This window comes from Kaistia defluvii (genome assembly GCF_026343955.1).
Classification (GTDB): Bacteria; Pseudomonadota; Alphaproteobacteria; order Rhizobiales; family Kaistiaceae; genus Kaistia; species Kaistia defluvii.
The window spans coordinates 1-17,196 of sequence record NZ_JAPKNI010000015.1 but is presented as its reverse complement, the minus strand read 5'-3'; the positions used below and the strand labels follow the sequence as shown (position 1 = coordinate 17,196).

At 65.8% G+C, this 17,196-nt stretch carries 15 protein-coding genes; 7 read left to right on the top strand and 8 right to left on the bottom strand.

Going from position 1 to position 17,196, the window contains the following annotated elements; genetic code table 11:
• Positions 1-15: 15 nt before the first annotated feature.
• The 6 genes from OSH10_RS22430 to OSH10_RS22405 all read right to left on the bottom strand — a co-directional run bounded on the left by OSH10_RS22430 (position 16) and on the right by OSH10_RS22405 (position 7,170).
• Positions 16-2,280 (bottom strand): hybrid sensor histidine kinase/response regulator, encoded by a 2,265-nt coding sequence (locus OSH10_RS22430; protein WP_266334922.1) that lies wholly within the window; start codon positions 2,278-2,280, stop codon positions 16-18.
• Positions 2,277-2,921 (bottom strand): chemotaxis protein CheW, encoded by a 645-nt coding sequence (locus OSH10_RS22425; RefSeq protein ID WP_266334920.1) that lies wholly within the window; start codon positions 2,919-2,921, stop codon positions 2,277-2,279. Before OSH10_RS22425 ends, OSH10_RS22430 begins: the two co-directional genes overlap by 4 nt.
• Positions 2,921-4,177 carry a CheR family methyltransferase gene (locus OSH10_RS22420; protein ID WP_266334918.1) on the bottom strand — a complete coding sequence of 419 codons (1,257 nt, stop codon included), beginning with the start codon at positions 4,175-4,177 and terminating at the stop codon, positions 2,921-2,923. Before OSH10_RS22420 ends, OSH10_RS22425 begins: the two co-directional genes overlap by 1 nt.
• Entirely contained in the window at positions 4,177-4,641 is a 465-nt protein-coding gene (locus OSH10_RS22415; protein WP_266334916.1) for a chemotaxis protein CheW, read from the bottom strand. Before OSH10_RS22415 ends, OSH10_RS22420 begins: the two co-directional genes overlap by 1 nt.
• Positions 4,642-4,668: 27 nt before the next feature.
• Positions 4,669-6,306: a methyl-accepting chemotaxis protein gene (locus tag OSH10_RS22410; RefSeq protein WP_266334914.1), complete on the bottom strand. Its 1,638-nt coding sequence runs from the start codon at positions 6,304-6,306 to the stop codon at positions 4,669-4,671.
• A 225-nt stretch (positions 6,307-6,531) separates the two neighbouring features.
• Positions 6,532-7,170, bottom strand: a complete 639-nt coding sequence (locus OSH10_RS22405) for a GntR family transcriptional regulator (protein ID WP_266334912.1) — start codon at positions 7,168-7,170, stop codon at positions 6,532-6,534.
• A 192-nt stretch (positions 7,171-7,362) separates the two neighbouring features.
• On the opposite strand from OSH10_RS22405, the gene OSH10_RS22400 reads away from it, so the two are divergent.
• From OSH10_RS22400 to OSH10_RS22380, 5 genes are all read left to right on the top strand, one after another.
• A complete protein-coding gene (locus OSH10_RS22400; protein ID WP_266334910.1) occupies positions 7,363-8,613 on the top strand; it encodes an extracellular solute-binding protein in 1,251 nt (416 codons plus the stop codon).
• Positions 8,614-8,752: 139 nt separating this feature from the next.
• Positions 8,753-9,859 carry an enolase C-terminal domain-like protein gene (locus OSH10_RS22395; RefSeq protein ID WP_266334908.1) on the top strand — a complete coding sequence of 369 codons (1,107 nt, stop codon included), beginning with the start codon at positions 8,753-8,755 and terminating at the stop codon, positions 9,857-9,859.
• Between the two features lie 13 nt (positions 9,860-9,872).
• The gene (locus tag OSH10_RS22390; RefSeq protein ID WP_266334906.1) at positions 9,873-10,829 is read left to right on the top strand and encodes a carbohydrate ABC transporter permease; all 957 of its coding nucleotides are present in this window, start codon (positions 9,873-9,875) and stop codon (positions 10,827-10,829) included.
• Positions 10,830-10,839: 10 nt separating this feature from the next.
• A complete protein-coding gene (locus OSH10_RS22385) occupies positions 10,840-11,685 on the top strand; it encodes a carbohydrate ABC transporter permease (RefSeq protein WP_266334904.1) in 846 nt (281 codons plus the stop codon).
• Positions 11,686-11,695: 10 nt separating this feature from the next.
• Complete coding sequence (locus OSH10_RS22380; protein WP_266334902.1) at positions 11,696-12,784, top strand: ABC transporter ATP-binding protein; 1,089 nt, start codon at positions 11,696-11,698, stop codon at positions 12,782-12,784.
• A gap of 24 nt (positions 12,785-12,808) precedes the next feature.
• Here OSH10_RS22380 and OSH10_RS22375 read toward each other — a convergent pair whose 3' ends face one another.
• Positions 12,809-13,828 (bottom strand): glycosyltransferase family 2 protein, encoded by a 1,020-nt coding sequence (locus tag OSH10_RS22375; RefSeq protein WP_266334900.1) that lies wholly within the window; start codon positions 13,826-13,828, stop codon positions 12,809-12,811.
• Between the two features lie 129 nt (positions 13,829-13,957).
• Between OSH10_RS22375 and OSH10_RS22370 the strand changes: the two genes are divergently transcribed.
• Together OSH10_RS22370 and OSH10_RS22365 are read left to right on the top strand one after the other, a co-directional pair.
• Complete coding sequence (locus OSH10_RS22370) at positions 13,958-14,953, top strand: methyltransferase domain-containing protein (RefSeq protein ID WP_266334898.1); 996 nt, start codon at positions 13,958-13,960, stop codon at positions 14,951-14,953.
• Positions 14,954-15,000: 47 nt separating this feature from the next.
• Positions 15,001-16,368: a class I SAM-dependent methyltransferase gene (locus OSH10_RS22365; protein WP_266334896.1), complete on the top strand. Its 1,368-nt coding sequence runs from the start codon at positions 15,001-15,003 to the stop codon at positions 16,366-16,368.
• Between the two features lie 61 nt (positions 16,369-16,429).
• Here the strand turns inward: OSH10_RS22365 and OSH10_RS22360 are convergent, their stop codons facing one another.
• Positions 16,430-16,945 carry an Hsp20/alpha crystallin family protein gene (locus tag OSH10_RS22360; protein ID WP_266334894.1) on the bottom strand — a complete coding sequence of 172 codons (516 nt, stop codon included), beginning with the start codon at positions 16,943-16,945 and terminating at the stop codon, positions 16,430-16,432.
• Positions 16,946-17,196 lie beyond the last annotated feature (251 nt).

Below are 17,196 nucleotides of genomic sequence, written 5' to 3'. Positions count from 1 at the left end.
GTCCGCTATCCGCGTTCATTCCGTCGCCTCTCCGATCAGGTCCCTGACCGCGTTGAGCAGCGTCTCGTCATGGAAGCTGCCCTTGGTGAGATAGTAGTCCGCCCCGGCATCGAGCCCCCGGACGCGATCCGCCTCGCGATCCTTGTAGGAGACGATCATGACGGGGAGGCTTCGCAGCCTGACATCCTTCTTGATCAGCGTCACCAACTCGATTCCGTCCATGCGCGGCATGTCGATATCGGTGACCACGAGATCGTAATTGTCGGAGCGGACCGCGTTCCAGCCATCCATGCCATCGACGGCGACGTCCACCTCATAGCCACTATAGTCAAGCAGCTTGCGCTCCAGCTCGCGCACGGTGAGCGAATCGTCGACGACGAGGATGCGCTTGCGGCGGCGGGCATCGGCGCTGGCACCGCCCCGCTCCAGCGTGCGCAGACCGCCAGCCGCCGCCAGTTTCTCTGCCGAGCGCACGAGATCGGCGACATCGAGGATCAGGACCGGCGAGCCATCCTCCATCAGGGCCGCGGCGCTGATATCCTTGACCTTGGCAAGCCGCGGATCGAGCGGCCGGACCACCAGTTCGCGCTCGCCGAGGAAGCGATCGACGATCATGCCGTACAGGTTGACGCGATCGCCGACGACGACCACCGGCAGGTCGCCGTCCTGCGGATGCGATTCGCCGCGCCCCAGCACCTCATGCGTCGTCAGCAGGCCGAGCTGCCGGTTGTCGAAACGGAAATGCGGCCGTCCCTCCAGCAGTTCGATCGCATCGCGCGACAGCGCCAGGGTGCGCACGATGCCGGCCAGCGGAAAGGCATAGGGTTCGCCGTCGACCTCGACCAGCAGCGTGCGCATCACCGAGAGCGTCAGGGGCAATTGCAGCTGGAACTGGGTGCCGCTGCCAAGCTGGGAGGCGACGCTGGCGAGGCCACGAACCTGCTTCGCCATCGCCTGGACGGCATCCAGCCCGACGCCGCGACCAGAGATGTGGCTGACATCGGCCTTCATCGAGAAGCCCGGCAGGAACAGGAATTCGAGCAGTTCCACCTCGCTCAGATGAGCGGCGGTCTCGGCCGTCGTCAGCTTGCGTGCCTGAACCGCGGCGCGGATCGCCTCCAGATCGATGCCGCGTCCATCGTCGGCGACGATGATCTGCAGCAGGCCGGCCTTGTGCCAGGCCTCGACGCGCACGACCGCCTCGGCCGGCTTGCCGGCGGCAAGGCGCTCTTCCGGCATTTCAACGCCGTGATCGACGGCATTGCGCAGCAAATGCCCGAGCGGCGCCTCGAGCTGTTCGAGGATATCGCGATCAATCGATGTCGAACCGCCGATGATCTCCAGCCGCACCTGCTTGCCGAGGCTGCGCCCCAGATCCCGCACCGTGCGCGAGAAGTGGCGAACGCCATCCTCAAACGGGCGCATGCGGCTCTCCAGCGTCTCGTCATAGAGCCGATTGGCGAGATCGGTGGCGCGCCGATCGATCGAATCCATCTCGTCCAGCCGCGCGGCGAGAAAGGCGTGGCTAGCAAGCAGCCGCTGGTGCGCTTCCTCAAAGGCGAGCTGCGTCCGTTCCTCGGCGGTGCTGGCCAGCGCCGCGCGCAGATCCTCGAAGGCGCGCGCGGCGTCCGCCTGCAGCCGCTTCAGGCGAAGCAGGCTGTCATTGAACGGGCGGAGACGACGCGCCTCCATCAGCGACTCGCCGGCAAGCCCGAGCAGGCGATTGAGGCTTTCGGCCGTCACCCGCACCATGCGCTCGGCGCCGGCAGACCCGGCACTGCCCACCGGCTCGGTCGGAGCCGGCGACGCCGGAGGCTCGATCGTCACCGGCTTGACCGGGTTCGACGCCGGAGCCTCGGCCGGCGGCATGGCGGATTCGCCGGTCGCCGCAACCGCCGCCTCCAGCGTTCGCTGGAACTGGGCGATGTCCGCCTTGATGCGCGGGGCGTCCGGACTTTCGGAAAGCGCGATCGCCACCAGCAGGTCGACACCCCGCAGCAGGGTGTCGATATGGTCGTGGCGAAGGGTGATCTTGCCGCGCTGCGCCGCCACCAGGCACTCTTCCATCGCATGCGCCACTTCGACGGCGGGCGTCAGGTCGATGATGCGAGCAGCCCCCTTCAGCGAATGGGCGGCACGCATGCAGGCTTCGAGGTGATCGGCGGCGACCGGGTTGCGCTCCAGCGCCAGCAGGCCCGTCGTCAGCGCCTCGGATTGCGTCTCGAGCTCGGCCTTGAACAGGTCGAGCATGGAAAACTGGCTGAAATCCTCGCCGCTCATGCAATGTTCCGATCGATGGCGTCGAGAAGCCTGGCCTCGTCCAGCAGGCCGACGCTGCGTCCCTCCCAGGCCAGCATGGCGCTGGTGAACGACGACCCGGCCTGGCCGACCGTGCCGGGCACCGCGGTGAGCGCGCCGCTGTCGTAGCGATGGATGCCGTGCACCTCGTGCACGCAGAAGGCGATGCGGCCGTTGGCGCGGCCGATCACCACCATGCGCTCGAAATGCAGGCTGCGGTCGCCGCGCTCGACGGCGGCGTTCTTGTCGATGCCGAGGAGGGTCGCGAGGGAAATGCAGACCAGCAGTTCGCCGCGCACATTGGCAATGCCGCGCACGATGCCGGTGCGCCGGTGCGGCAGGCTGTGAATCCGGGGCGGTTCTGCCACCTCCTTGAACACGGCGGTCGAGAGCGCCAGCCACTCCTCCCCGATCCGGAAGATCACGGCGGCAGCGCGCTCTGCCTCCACGCCGGCGTCGATCGGCTTCTCACCGGCGAAGTGACGAGCCCATTCGGCGCGGTACTCGGGCGGCAGAGGCCGATCAAGCAGGGCGCGCGCGATTGCCTCATAGGCCTGGCGGTCGCGCCGGCGCGGATGCACCATCCCGGCCTCGTCCGCCTTCCGATCGGAAGTGTCCGACATCAGTTGCCGCTCCTGTTCGCCATCCGGTCGAGCCGGCTGTTCACGGCCCTGGCTCCGGCCCTATCGCCCTGCCGCTGCAGCAGCAGCGCCAGTTGCGCCAGCGCCTCGCGATGATCGGGCGCCAGATAGATCGCCTTGCGATAGTTCTGCATCGCCTCGGCCAGTTTGCCTTCGGCATCCTGCACCAGGGCCAGATGATAGAAGGCATCGGCGGACGGGCCGAACTGCGCCAGATGCGCCAGCGCCGCCTCTCGCGCCTCGGCCAGCCGTCCGCGATCAGCCGCCCGCTCGATCGACGCCAGGCTGGCGACCCGCGGATCCGGCGCGGGGCTTTCCTTCGGCTGCAAAGGCCGGCTCACCGCCGGCGTTTTTTTAGCCGGCGCCGGCCGCTGGGGGACGACGGGTCGTGCGACCGGCATGGCAAGCGGCGCGGCCGGTACCGGGGCGCGGGGCGGCTGGACCGCCTTGGTCTTCGGCGCGCGCACAAAGGCAAACGCCATGGGCAGTCGCGCCGAGGCGAAGCCGCGCGCGATCGGGAGCGCCGATTCGGCCGGGCCCACCAGCAGCAGCCCACCCGGCGCCAGGAACTGCTCCAGCCGGTCGAGCGCGCGGTCCTGCGTCGGGCGATCGAAATAAATCAGCAGGTTGCGGCAGAACACGATGTCGTAGCCGCCCAGGTCGGCCGCCTCGGGCGGATCGAGCAGGTTGGCGAGCTTGAAATGGACCCGCCCGAGCACGGCCGCGTTCGGCCGGTACCCCCCTTCCATGACGGCCTCGAAATAGCGATCGCGAAAGGCGAGATCGGTGCCGCGAAACGAGTTGCGGCCATAAAGCGCGAGCTGCGCCTGCTCCAGATTGCGCGAGCTGATGTCGCGGGCCTCGATGGTGAAGTCGTCGGCGCCATAGCCGGCGTCGAACATCGCCATCGCCATCGTATAAGCCTCTTCGCCCGTCGAGCATGGCAGGCTGAGGAGCCGGATCGGTCGCCGCCGGGGGATGTGGGCGCGGGCATAGCTGGTCATGCCGGCAAAGGCGTCGCGATCGCGGAAGAACCAGGTTTCCGGCACGATGACGGCATTGATCAGCTGCTGCAGCTCGCTGCGCGAGCGGGTGACGACAGACCAGTATTCATGCTGGTCGGCGATGCCGGTCGCGGTCATGCGCTCCCTCAGCGCATACCGGATCACCGACAGGCCGACGGACTGGCTGTTGAGGCCGATCTCGTCCTTGAGCAATTGTTCGATGGCGCCCAGCATCAGGAACCCGCCTGAAGCTTGCGAAACAGGATCTCGCGAAGCTGGACCGGCAGCAGGGCCTCGGCGCGTACCAGCTGGATCACCCCCTCGGCATCCGACGCGACGGGGCCGAGATAAGGCGGCATGCCGGCATCGACGCCGGACGGCACGAAGTCGTCGGGATCGCGCGACACCGTCTCGATCACCCGCTCGGCGACAAGGCCGAGCCGGCGGGTCTCGCCACCCTCGACGGGATAGCGGATCAGGATCACGCGGGTGCTGATCACCGCTGCCGAAGGCCGGCCAAGCGCCAGCACGCTCAGATCGAGCAACGGCACCGCCTGCCCGCGATAATTGATCGCTCCGGCGACGCCGTGCGGCGCCCCCGGCAGAAGCGTCGGCTCGAGAAAGGGCAGTACTTCCTCGACCTGCTCGACATCGAGGACGTAGCGATCCGCACCGAGCCGGAACATGAGAAACAGCATCGTGTGGGCCCCCCGCCGTTTCCGCCGTCAGGCGCGCAGCTTGAACCGTGTGATGCTGTTGCGCAGCCCGCTCGACACCTGGTTGAGCTCGTCGATGGCGATCGATGACTGCTGCAGCGACTCGACCGTCTGCTGCGCCGCCTCGCTCAGTTGCGACAGCGCATCGCTGATCTGGCCGGCGCCGGTCGCCTGCGCCTGCATACCCTCATTGGCGATCTCGAAGCGCGGCACCAGGCCCTGCACCTGCTCGATGATATCCGATAGCTGTCCGCCGACCTGCTGCACTTCCGTCATGCCGCGGCGCACTTCCTCGGAGAACTTGTCCATGCCCATGACGCCGGCGGCGACGGCGGACTGGATGTCCTTGACCATCTGCTCGATGTCATAGGTCGAGACGGCCGTCTGGTCGGCGAGGCGGCGGATCTCGGTTGCCACCACGGCGAAGCCGCGACCGTACTGGCCCGCTTTCTCCGCCTCGATGGCGGCGTTGAGCGACAGCAGGTTGGTCTGATCGGCCACCTTGGTGATGGTGGTGACGACCTGGTTGATGTTGCCCGCCTTCTCGCTGAGGATCGCCAGCTTGGCGTTGATGGCGCCGGCCGCCTCCATGACGTGGCGCATGGTGGCTTCCATGCGCTGCAGCCCGGCCTGGCCGCCATTGGCGAGCCCCGCCGTCTGCTCGGCCACGGTCGAGACCTCGTTCATGGTGCGGACGAGTTCGTTCGAGGTCGCGGAGATCTCCTTGGCGGTGGCGCCGATCTCCGTCGTCGTGGTGGCGATCTCGTTGGCGGTCGCCTGCTGCTGCTTGGAGGTGGCGGCGACTTCGGTGATCGAGGTATTGACCTGGATGCCGGATTTCTGCACCTGGCCGATCAGTCCGGTGAGGTCGTCGGCCATGCCGTTGAAGCCGTCCGCGAGCGTGGAAAACTCATCGCGCTGGTTCAGCGTCGCGCGCTGACTGAAATCGCCCCGGCGCATGACCTCGACCGCCGCCACCAGCTTGCCGAGCGGGCCCATCACGGCGCGGAACAGCCAGTAGCCGAGCAGCAGCGACAAAGCGAGGGTGAACGCGAAGCTGACGATGAGGATCAGCTTGCCGGCATGCGCGTTGGCAAGGATCGTCTGGGTGGCGAAATCGCTCTTGTTCTTGTTGTAGTCGACCATCTTGCGCAGGGCGTCCTGCACCGCCACGATCGCCGGCTCGACATCGGTCTTGATCGACGAGCGCTGCCGCGCCAGGGTGTCGTCCGACAGGCCGCCCCGCGTCATGGCGACGAGATCCGATCTCTTGGCGAAGACGATTTCGGAGAGGCGCTTCACCGTGTCGAGGTTGTCGCGGTCTTCGGTGGAATCGATCGAGCCTTCATAGCTCGTCATGAACCCGCGCAGCTTTTCCTCATTCGCGTTGATGGCGACCACGGCCGCGTCTCGGCCGGCGTCCGTGTCGGAAAGCGCCAGATCCTGCACCAGCGCCTGCGCTTCGAACCAGCCGGCCCGCATGCGAAGGCTGTAGAACAGCCCCGGCATGGTGTTGGTCTCGATGGCAGTGGCCTCGGTCTCGGCGCGGACGAGCGACACGAAGGCGAGCCCTGCCATGATCGACATCACCGCCAGGACGGCTGCGAAGCTCCCGATTATGCGTTGACGTATGGTCAGATTTTTCATCGCGCTGGGTTCCGTCCTGGAAGCACACATCAAGGGATGATGCGGTCTCTCCGGCTGCCGGACTGAGGATCGGAAGCGCTTGAGCGACGCCACATCACGCCATCGGCCAGGGCGGAGGCTAGCTCACAATCCTTTCTTCTCTCTTGCAGATTCGGGAAGAACGACCTTTTCCGCCCCGGAAGCCGAGGCGCCCGCGGGCACGGTGCGGCGCAGCGGCGGACTGCCCTACAGACCCATCGCCCGATGCATCGCGCGCGCCAGATGCGCGTCCATGGCGGCAGCGGCGGCATCCGGATCCCGCGCCTCGAGCGCGGCCAGCACCGCCAGATGCTCCTGCATCGTCTGGATGATCGCGAGCGAGGACAGCATGTACATGTTGTCGAGCCGGATGACGCCGATCTGTTCCATCATGTGAACATGGGCCGAGATCATCAGCGGGTTGCGCGTGCTCTCCGACAGGGCGGTGTGAAAAGCCTGGTCGACCTCGGTGGAGCGCTCGATCAGCGCCGATTCCACGGTCCCGCCATGCGCCAGATCGATGATCCGCTCATGCCGGGCCCGCCAGTCGGCGAGCTCCCCCATCGTGACGCGCTCGGCAAAGCGGCGGACCGCCTCCCCTTCCAGCGCCCGCCGCATCTGGAAGCAGTCCTTCAGATGGCTCATGTCGGGCTTGACGATGCGTATCCCGGACCGGGGCAGGACGGTGAGGAAGCCCTCCTTCTCCAGAAGCTGCATCGCCTCGCGCAGTGCGCCGGTCTGGACCTGCAGGAGCTCCGCCAGTTCGCCCTGCGAAACCGTCGCGCCGATCGGGATCTGGCGCGAGAACAGCGCCTCCTTGAAGCGCTGATACGCGATCTGACTCAATTTGGTGGGAGCTTCCGCCGCCTGCGCCATCACTCGAGATCCTCCTGCGACGGTATCCATAGCACGTTCTTCATATATGAAACAGACACCCTGTTGCTATCAGAGTGGCTATGTGAATAATCAGTTCTGGGTTTTGGTTGCGGGAGAGGCGGCCAATCTCACGCATTCGACGTGCCGATCTGGGAGGAACCAATGATCGCCAACATCACGCGCCGCAGCCTGATGGCCGGCACCGCCGCGCTGGCCGCCGCCGCCACCCTTGCGCCAATGCGCGCGTTCGCCGCCACCGACATCAATTACTGGCACCACTTCACCAGCCAGGCGGAATTCGCCGGGCTGAAGGCGGTGATGGAGGCCTTCGCCAAGGCCAATCCCGAAATCGTGGTGACGCAGGAAAACATCCCGAACCCCGAGTTCATGGCCAAGTTCACCGCCGCCGTGGTTTCCGGCAGCCGGCCCAACACCACGATGGTGACAGCCGAGCGCCTGGCCGACATGCTGGCGATGGAAGGCCTGGTCGACATCACGGCCCGCGTCGATGGCTGGTCGGAAAAGGCGAACTTCCCCGCCGATCGCTGGGCCGGCATCTCGAAGGAAGGCAAGATCTACGGCGTTCCCGCCTTCGCCTTCGTCGACTGGGGCTACTATCGCTCCGACTGGTTCGAGGAAGCCGGCATCGCCGGCCCGCCGACCACCTATGCCGAATTCGTCGACATCGCGAAGAAGATGACCGATCCGGCCAAGGGCCGCTTCGGCTTCGGCATGCGCGGCGGCGCCGGCGGCCAGAAATACGTGCTCGACATGATGGAATCCTTCGGCGCCCCGGTGATCGACGCGGAGGGCAACATCGGCCTCGACCGCGACAAGGCGATCGAGGCGGTCAAGTTCTATGCCGGCCTGTTCACCACCGAGAAGGTCGTGCCGCCCAGCGCGCCGGGCGATGGCTATCGCCAGATCATGGAAGCGTTCCGCACGGGCCAGACGGCGATGGTGTGGCACCATACCGGCTCGTTCCAGGAAATCTCGGCCGCGCTCAAGCCGGGCGTCGAGTTCAAGACCTTCGCGATCCCCGCCGGTCCCGCCGCCCGGGTAGCCCGCCTCGCCTATCTCTATAACGGGCTGATGAAGGAAGAGAACGCCGACGCGTCCTGGGACTGGATCTCCTATTGGGGCCAGGCCGAGCCGGCCATCGCTTTCCTGGAAAAGACCGGCTACTTCCCCGCCAATGCGGCCGTCGTCCAGGACGAGCGCATCACCGGCAATCCGCTCTATGCACCGGCCGTCGAGACGCTCTCCTTCGGCCGCCTGCCTGCCAATTTCGTTGGCATCGCCGGCTGGTCGGAACACACGGTGCTCGCCGCCTTCCAGAAGGTGCTGATCGGCCAGATGACGGCGGAAGACGCCGTCGACGAGATGATCGCCGGCCTCGAAGAGACCAAGTAACGCCTCGAGGCGCCCGACGCAGAGCCGGCCGCGCATCCGCGGCCGGAACCGCCTGTCGTTCCGGTCGCTGCGCCCCGCCCCCCCCCTTTTTCGCTGTCGCCATTCGGACAAGGCGTGCCGATCACGCCGGGAGCCCCTCGTGAAAATCACCGACATCCGCGCCTACATCGTCGAGGACGACCACCCGCAATATCCGTTCCGCTGGCGCACGGGCCTGGCCGGCTCCGGCGACGGCACGCCGCTGGACCAGCGCCCGAAATCGGCGATCCTGCGCATGGATACCGACGAAGGGATCACCGGCGCGATCAGGATCGGCGATGGCGAGGCGGTCGCCAGCCTGACCCGACGCCGCCTGAAATCGCTGATCGGCGAAAACCCGCTGATGACCGAGCGGCTCTGGACCAGGATCTGGGAGATCGACCGGATCGAGGAACTGCACATGCGCCATCTCGGCCTGATCGACCAGCTCGCCTGGGACCTCAAGGCCCGGAAGGCCGGCCTGCCGCTCTACCAATTGCTCGGCGGCAATTCGAACCGCGTCCCCGCCTATGCCTCGACCGTCACCTGGAACACGATGGAAGAGTATGAGCGCCACATCAAGGAATGCATGGATTTCGGCTTCACCGCCTTCAAGCTGCATGCCTGGGGCGACGCCAAGCAGGACGCCAAGCTCTCGCATAATCTGCGCAAATGGACCGGCGACGACGCGCAGCTGATGTTCGACGGCTCGGCCGGCTGGGACTTCGTCACCTCGCTCTGGTTCGGCCGCCAGCTCGAGGATGCCGGCTTCCTCTGGTACGAGGAGCCGATGCGCGAATTCGACCTGCGCAGCTATGTGAAGCTGACCGAACAGCTCGAAATCCCCGTGCTCGCCGCCGAGACCTCGGATGGCTGCCACTGGAACGCCGCGACCTGGATCGGCATGGGCGCGCTCGACATGATGCGCACCTCCTCCTTCTACAAGGGCGGCATCACCGGCGCGATGAAGGTGGCGCATCTGGCGGAATCGCATGGCATGCGGGCGCAGGTGCACGGCATGGGCGTCGCCAACGCACATATCTGCGGCGCCATCCCGAACAATGATTTCTACGAGCAGCTCGTCATGTCGAGCGCGCAGATCGCCGGCCTTGCCACCATGGCGGAACTCCCCGTCGTCGACGGCTTCATCACCGTACCGGAGACGGCCGGCCTCGGCTTCGAGCCGGACTGGAACCATCTGGAGCGCACCGCGCTCGCGATCGTCTGAGGAAACAAGACCGATGGCCGAACGCATGTCAGCCCTTTCCGGGCCGTCCCCCTCCCTCTGGCGGCGGCTCGATCCGGCGGCGGCGCTCGGCCGTCTCTCCGAAACCCGGTACTGGATGTATCTGCTGCTGGTCCCCAGCGCGATCCTGATCCTCGCCGTCGTGCTCTATCCCACCGTCTACGGCTTCCAGCTCTCCTTCCGCCAGATGCGGCTGAACCGGCCGGATCTCGGCACCGGCTTCGTCGGCTTCAAGCACTATGTCGCCATGTGGAACGACAAGGTCTTCTGGCTGTCGCTGCGCAACACCGCCGTCTGGGTCACCTTCGCCGTCGTCATCGAATTCGGGCTCGGCCTGCTCGCGGCGCTGGCGCTGAACCGCAACCTGCCCGGCACCAAGATCATGGGCGTGCTGATCCTGCTGCCCTACTTCCTGCCGAATGTCGTCGCCGGCCATATGTGGGCGCTGCTGCTCGATCCGCGCCTCGGCGTCATCAACGACATCCTGGTCCGACTCGGCTTCCTGGAAACCTACAAGGCCTGGTTCGCCGATCCCTCGACCGCGCTCGGCGCCGCCATCCTGGTCGAGGCCTGGCACGGTTTTCCGTTCTTCGCGCTGCTGCTGCTCGCCGGCCTCAAGGGCGTTCCGGACGATCTCTACAAGGCGGCCTCGGTCGACGGCGCCGGCCCGATCCGGCAATTGCGCCTGATCACGCTGCCGATGTTGCGCTCGGTGATCGCCGCCGCGGTGATTCTCCGCGTTATTGGCCTGGTCAATTCGCCCGACCTGCTCTTGATCCTCACCGGCGGCGGGCCGGGCCAGTCGACCCAGGTGCTGTCGCTCTACGCGTTCCAGAAGGCCTACAAGGACTTCAACTTCGGCTATGCCGGCGCGCTTTCGGTCGTGATGTTCGTGCTACTCATGGTCTTCGCCTGGGCCTATGTGCGCGTCTCCAAAGTGAACCAGGACTGAGGACCAGCCCATGATCACGACAAGCCGTCGCGCCCGTCTCGGCTGGAACATCGCCACCTATGCGGTGCTGCTGACCCTGACGGTCTTCTGCATCTTCCCGCTTCTCTGGACGCTGCTCACCTCGCTCAAATACGAGGCCGACATCGTCACCCAGACGATGCAGTACATCCCGAAGCGCATCACCTTCGAGAATTACGTCACGATCTGGACCCAGTCCGGCTTCCCGACGCTGGTGTTCAACTCCTTCGTCGTGACCGCCACCACCGTCGTGCTCTGCCTGATCACCGGCACGCTCGCCGCCTATTCCTTCTCGCGCTTCCATTATCCCGGCCGCGGCGCGCTGATGCTCGGCTATCTCGTCATCCGCATGTTCCCGGCCGTGCTGATGATCATCCCGCTCTTCATCCTGATGCGCGGCGTCGGCCTGCTCGACAGCCGCTTCGGCCTGGCGCTCGCCTATACGAGCTTCCTGCTGCCGCTCTTCGTCTGGATGCTGAAGGGCTTCTTCGACGCGGCGCCGAAGGAGCTGGAAAGTGCCGCCCGCATCGACGGCTGCACCCGGATCGGCGCCATGATCCGCATCGTGCTGCCGCTCGCCCGCAACGGCCTCGTCGCCACCTCCGTCTTCGTTGCCATCGCGGCCTGGAACGAGTTCCTGTTCGCCCTGATGCTGACCACCAGCCAGGGCTCGCGCACCTGGCCGGTCGGCCTGCAGCTGATGGTCGGCGAATTCCAGTTGCCCTGGGGCGTGCTCGCCGCCGGCGGCATCATCAGCATCATCCCCGTCATGATCCTGTTCGCCATCGTGCAGCGGACCATGGTCCACGGAATCACCGCCGGCGCGGTCAAGGGTTGAGGACACCACCATGTCGACACTGACGCTGAACGGCGTACGCAAGAGCTTCGGCGCCCTCGATGTGCTGCAGAGCATCGACCTGAAGCTGGAAGACGGCGAGTTCCTCGTGCTGCTGGGGCCGTCGGGCTGCGGCAAGTCCACCCTGCTCAACATCATCGCCGGGCTGGAAACGCCCACCGCCGGCGACATCCGGATCGGCGACAAGCGGGTCAACGACGTCCATCCGAAGAACCGCAACATCGCCATGGTGTTCCAGTCCTACGCGCTCTACCCGACCATGCCGGTCGAGCGGAACATCGGCTTCGGCCTCGAAATGCGCGGCGTGGAAACAGACACGCGCAAGCGCGCCGTCGACGGCGCGGCGCGCATGCTGCAGGTCGACCATCTGCTCGACCGCAAGCCCGGCCAGCTTTCCGGCGGCCAGCGCCAGCGCGTCGCCATGGGCCGCGCCATCGTGCGCGAGCCGGAACTGTTCCTGTTCGACGAGCCGCTCTCCAACCTCGACGCCAAGCTCCGCGCCGAGATGCGCACCGAGATCAAGCGCCTGCACAACCGGCTCGGCACCACGGTCGTCTATGTGACGCACGACCAGATCGAGGCGATGACGCTCGGCACCCGCATCGCCGTGATGAAGGGCGGCGTCATCCAGCAGCTCGCCGACCCGATGACCACCTATGAAAAGCCGGCCAACATGTTTGTCGCCGGCTTCATCGGCTCGCCCTCGATGAATTTCATCACCGGCACGCTGGTCCGCGATGGCGAGCATGTCGGGCTCACGACGGATGGCAACAATCCGGCCAGCATTCGCCTGCCGCGCGTCGCCGCCAATCTGGATGCCCTGCTCGGCCGCAAGGTGGTGCTGGGCGTGCGGCCGGAATCGTTCCAGGCCGATGGCGCCGCTCCCGACCTCACCGGCACGATCGACGTGGTCGAACCGACGGGGCCGGACACGCTGGTCGTGCTGGCGCTGGGCAACCAGACGATCACCGCCCGCCTCGGCCCGAAGCTGACGGTCGCGACCGGCGAAACGCTGGGCCTGTCGATCCAGCCGGATTCGATCAGCCTGTTCGACCCGGATTCCGGCAACCGGATCGAGTGAAGGTCACCCGCCGTCCGGGGTGACCTATCGCGGAAGCGCGACCCTGGCCTTCCTGCGATCGGAGATGGCATAGCGGAGCAGCATCCGGGCCAGGTTGGTGAAGCGGGCGCGATGGACGAGATCGATCAGCGGCGCGACGCGGCGGAATCGCCGGCGCGGCCGACGCGGGAGTTCTGGCGCGATGTCGCGCATATCGGCCCAGCAGCGGTCCATGCGCAGCATATCACCGGCCTTGGAGCCATTGATGTAATCGCCCACGACGGAACGGAAGAATCGCGGCGCGATCTGGTCCCGCACCCAGAACTGATGCAGCCTCGGCTCGTTGGGATAGGTTTCGACCAGCTTCCGATAATAGATCATCCGCGAGACGGCCATGCGCAGGCTGTAGGAGGTCGATCCCGCATGAATGCGCCACTTCGTCACCGCATGGTCGACATAGACACTGCGATAGCCCTCTCGGAACAAGCGCAGGAAAAAGTCGTCATCCTCGTAGCCGGACAGCCTTTCATCGAATTTCCCCGCCGCGAGGAACGCCGACTTCTTGATGAGGGAGGCACCGGGAAGGATGAACATGTCTTCCTGCAGGCACTGTCGCAGCGTGGTCTTGGGATGCGTCGAACAGAAGATGTCGAGGCAGTTGTGCGCGACCATCTTCCCGTCCTCGTCGACGTGATCGAGGTTGCCGTAGACGACGGCGAGCCTATCCTCCGGGGCCGCATCGATGAAAGGCTGCCGGAGCGTCACGAGATGATCCGGATACCAGATGTCATCCTGGTCGAGCAGGGCGATATGGCTGCTCCGGCAGTGCTCGGCGGCGAAATTTCGCGCCGACGACTGGCCGCCATTCGGCTTCCTGAGAAGTGTGATCGGATGAACCTTCGCCATCGCCTCGACGATCGCCGGGCCGTCGTCTTTCGAGCCATCGTCGACGACGATGATCTCGTCGGACAGCCAGGACTGTGCCAGGACGCTCTCCAACGCATCGCGAATGAAAGCGCTCCCGTTATAGAGCGGGATGATCGTCGCGATCGTGATGGTCGTCATACATGGCTCCCGGAAAGACAAGCTTCATCACCCCCTTGTCCAATGTGAAGCGTTATGAAAATTCGCTGGCGATTGCTACCCCGCCCGGTCCAGAGAGTGCGCGATGCAACGCTGATTGAATCGATGGCCATGACCGCAAAGAACCCGGCGCTAGACCCATACGCTTTCCACATGATCGATGCGCTGTGGTGCGATCTGCATGGCGTTTACGTGAAAGGCTGGGCGCACGCCTATCTGACGTCACCGAAAGCCATACGCGTCCGTAGCGGCGAATACCGCGCGACGGCGACGGAGCTTTTCGATCGCCCGGACCTCCTGCAGTTCTTTCCCGCGCTCGCCTCGACCCGCTGCGGCTTCGCCGTCTATTTGCCCTGCGCCCCGTTTCGGCCCGTCACGCTGGAAGTCGAGACCACCCACGGCACGCTGGAATTCGACGTAGCCGGCCTCGCCCCGGGGCATCCGCTCTTCTCGCCCGCGAGCGATGCCGGCATCCCGGTGGAGCCGTTCATCGCAGAGATGAAACGAACGGGCGGCGCGGTCCTGGAAATCGGGGCGCGCGCTGTCGGCCCGTCCGCCGTCCTGAACGCGGACAGATTCGCGCCAGAATGCACCTTCGTCGGGCTGGACATCCACAAGGCGCCGGGCGTCGACATCGTGGGGGATGCGCATTTTCTCAGCGACTACGTGCCGGCCGGCAGTCTGGATGGCGTCTGCTCCTTCGACGTGATCGAGCACCTCGCCTGCCCGTGGCTGGTGGCGAAAGAGATCAACAAGGTCATGAAGATCGGCGGCCTTACCCTGCACCAGGTGCCCCACTCGTTTCCGATCCACGAGATGCCGAACGATTTCTGGCGGATGTCGAGCGAGGGCCTGAAGATCCTCTTTTCGCCTGCCATGGGCTTCGAGGTGATCGCTGCCGGGATGATCAATCCGGTCAGGATGCTCGCGCATCCCTCGGTTCGATCGGGGCCGATGCTGGAGTTCCAACTGCATGACGGTATGGTCAGCGCCTGGATCCTAGCCCGCAAGACATTTGACCTTAGTGAAGATGCCGTCGCTTGGCCGCTGCAGCGCGACGCCTCCTTCCAGAACGGCAAGGCCTATCCGTCGCATGGTTCCAGCTGAACGCCCGAAACGGCCGTCCTAGATACGCCGTTGTGAAGGACTGAAATTTGACCCTTCGATTCCACCAAGGCCAATCGCCACCCGTAACCTTTGCCTGCCCCGTCTGCGCAGATCCCGGCCCGAAGCCGCATCTGCTCACCGTCGGCAATACCCAATCGGCGGAAGACGCAGGTCAGCCGCTCCATCTCTATCGCTGCGACAACTGCCTTTCATTTACCTACCGTCCGTTTCCGCAGATCGACTACACCCGGCACACATCAACGGATCTTCGGTTCCGCGACTATGTGGAACTCAACGCCGCGATCGACCTGATCGCACGAAACATCCTGCGCGCCATTCCAGACGGAAGTTCCGGCCGCCTGCTCGACATCGGCTGCGGCTTTGGCTTCGGGATGGCGGCCATCCGCGACATCTCCGGCTGGCAGGTCAGGGGGTTCGAGCCTTCGCGCTATGGCGAACTGGGGCGGCAGCAGTTGAAGCTCGACATCGTCAACGACTTCGCAAATCGGAATGCCGATGCGGCCGACCGCTTCGACATCGTGCATTGTTCCGAGGTGATCGAGCACGTCCAGGACCCGCACGAATTCATCGACATTCTGGCGAGCTATCTCGCGCATGACGGCGTGCTGATCCTGACAACCCCGGATGCCGATCGCATTCATCCCCGCACCGATCCGAGTTCGCTGCTGGCGCTCCTCTCGCCGGGCGCCCACACCATCTTGTTCAGCGACGCCGCCTTGGCCGACGCCCTCAAGGCAGCCGGCTTCGTCCATGTCGAGGTCGACCGAAGCGCGCCGAGCCTGCTGGTCTACGCCTCGCGGCAGCCGCTGCGGCTCCACCATCGATCCCCGGCTGAGTTCGCCGAGCTTCTGGAGCGCCATCTGGGAAGAGCCCTCGATCGGACGGCACCCGGCACGCCGCTGGCGACCGGGCTTCGCTACCGGCTGTTCCGGAGCGCCATGGATCGCGGAAACTACGCGCTGGCCGAGACGGTCTTCACCCCGGATCTCGCGGATGCAGCGCCCGTGATCGAGGATCTCGAGACATCGGAGCAGTTCGGCGCCCGCTGGCCGCTCTGTATCGCCGCCTCGACCTACTATCTCGCGATGCTGATGATGATCCACCGGGCCGACTATCCGGGGGCGGGGCGCCATTTCCGGGCCGCCGCGCGGCTTTGCCGGGCCAAGATCCGCCTCTCGCCCTCTACCGCCGTGGTCGAATCCGACCTGGTCTGGCGGGCCGTCTATCATGAGGCTTTGGCGCTCCACTATGCCGGCGAGACCGTGCAATCCCTGGTGCGGCTGGCGAGCTTCTTGGATCTCCGTGGGGTGGGGCAACCCCGGGTTCCCGAGAACCTTCATGCGGATGTCGAGAGACTGCGCGACGAACTGGTCGGCAAGATCGAGCGGATGTAAGGCCCGCGGGGCCAAAATCCCGGCGCCGCCCCGGATCGGGCGGCGTCGGGTGCGGGCGCGCTCAGTGGCTGGTGTCGCGGCCCGTGCTCTGGCCGCTTTTCACCGGGATGTGGCGGGTCTTTTCCTGCGCCGCGTTCTTCGGCAGGACGATGGTCAGCACGCCGTTCTCGACATTCGCCTTGACCTGGTCACGGTTGACCGATTGCGGCAGTCGGATCGAGCGCATGAAGCGGCCGAACGACCGCTCGACGAAGTGATAGTTTTCCTTGTCTTCCTTCTGCTCCATCCGCTTCTCGCCCCGGATGGTCAGCACGTCGTCGTCCAGCGTCACATCGACATCCTTCTCGGCCACGCCCGGCAGCTCCGCCGTGATGCGAACCTCGGATTCCGTCTCGGAGACGTTGATCTGCGGCATCAGCAGGCCGACTTCCTGCCCTCCCTCCGTGCCGGTTGCCGGCATGCCAGCGTTGCGGAACACGTCCTCGAACAGGCGATTCATGCCGCGCTGGAGCGAGACGAACGGATCGCCGCCCATAAGGTGGCTACCGCCGAAGGGAACGAGGGAATGACGTGCCATGGTGCTTCTCCTCTTGCTGGGATCGCCGGCCGCGCCGAAAGCTCCCACCCTGCCCGGCCGGCGTCGCGGCGCGGGAGCGTGCTTTCGCCCGCGGCCGGCCCAGGCAGGCCGCGGCGCCGCTTGCACGTCGGGCAAGATAGGGTGTCGCCGCAGCGTTTCGAGGGCTTGCGACAAGGAGCGGCAGGGGCGGCGCCGACCGGGCGCGGGCTCCAGCCAAACGGAGGACCGAACCGGTCTCGGCGGCCCTGAAA

Bases quoted from the DNA above. Each gene is read 5' to 3' on its own strand.
- OSH10_RS22430 (WP_266334922.1), bottom strand. From the start codon at position 2,280: ATGAGCGGCGAGGATTTCAGCCAGTTTTCCATGCTCGACCTGTTCAAG.
- OSH10_RS22425 (WP_266334920.1), bottom strand. From the start codon at position 2,921: ATGTCGGACACTTCCGATCGGAAGGCGGACGAGGCCGGGATGGTGCAT.
- OSH10_RS22420 (WP_266334918.1), bottom strand. From the start codon at position 4,177: ATGCTGGGCGCCATCGAACAATTGCTCAAGGACGAGATCGGCCTCAAC.
- OSH10_RS22415 (WP_266334916.1), bottom strand. From the start codon at position 4,641: ATGCTGTTTCTCATGTTCCGGCTCGGTGCGGATCGCTACGTCCTCGAT.
- OSH10_RS22410 (WP_266334914.1), bottom strand. From the start codon at position 6,306: ATGAAAAATCTGACCATACGTCAACGCATAATCGGGAGCTTCGCAGCC.
- OSH10_RS22400 (WP_266334910.1), top strand. From the start codon at position 7,363: ATGATCGCCAACATCACGCGCCGCAGCCTGATGGCCGGCACCGCCGCG.
- OSH10_RS22390 (WP_266334906.1), top strand. From the start codon at position 9,873: ATGGCCGAACGCATGTCAGCCCTTTCCGGGCCGTCCCCCTCCCTCTGG.
- OSH10_RS22385 (WP_266334904.1), top strand. From the start codon at position 10,840: ATGATCACGACAAGCCGTCGCGCCCGTCTCGGCTGGAACATCGCCACC.
- OSH10_RS22380 (WP_266334902.1), top strand. From the start codon at position 11,696: ATGTCGACACTGACGCTGAACGGCGTACGCAAGAGCTTCGGCGCCCTC.
- OSH10_RS22375 (WP_266334900.1), bottom strand. From the start codon at position 13,828: ATGACGACCATCACGATCGCGACGATCATCCCGCTCTATAACGGGAGC.
- OSH10_RS22370 (WP_266334898.1), top strand. From the start codon at position 13,958: ATGACCGCAAAGAACCCGGCGCTAGACCCATACGCTTTCCACATGATC.
- OSH10_RS22360 (WP_266334894.1), bottom strand. From the start codon at position 16,945: ATGGCACGTCATTCCCTCGTTCCCTTCGGCGGTAGCCACCTTATGGGC.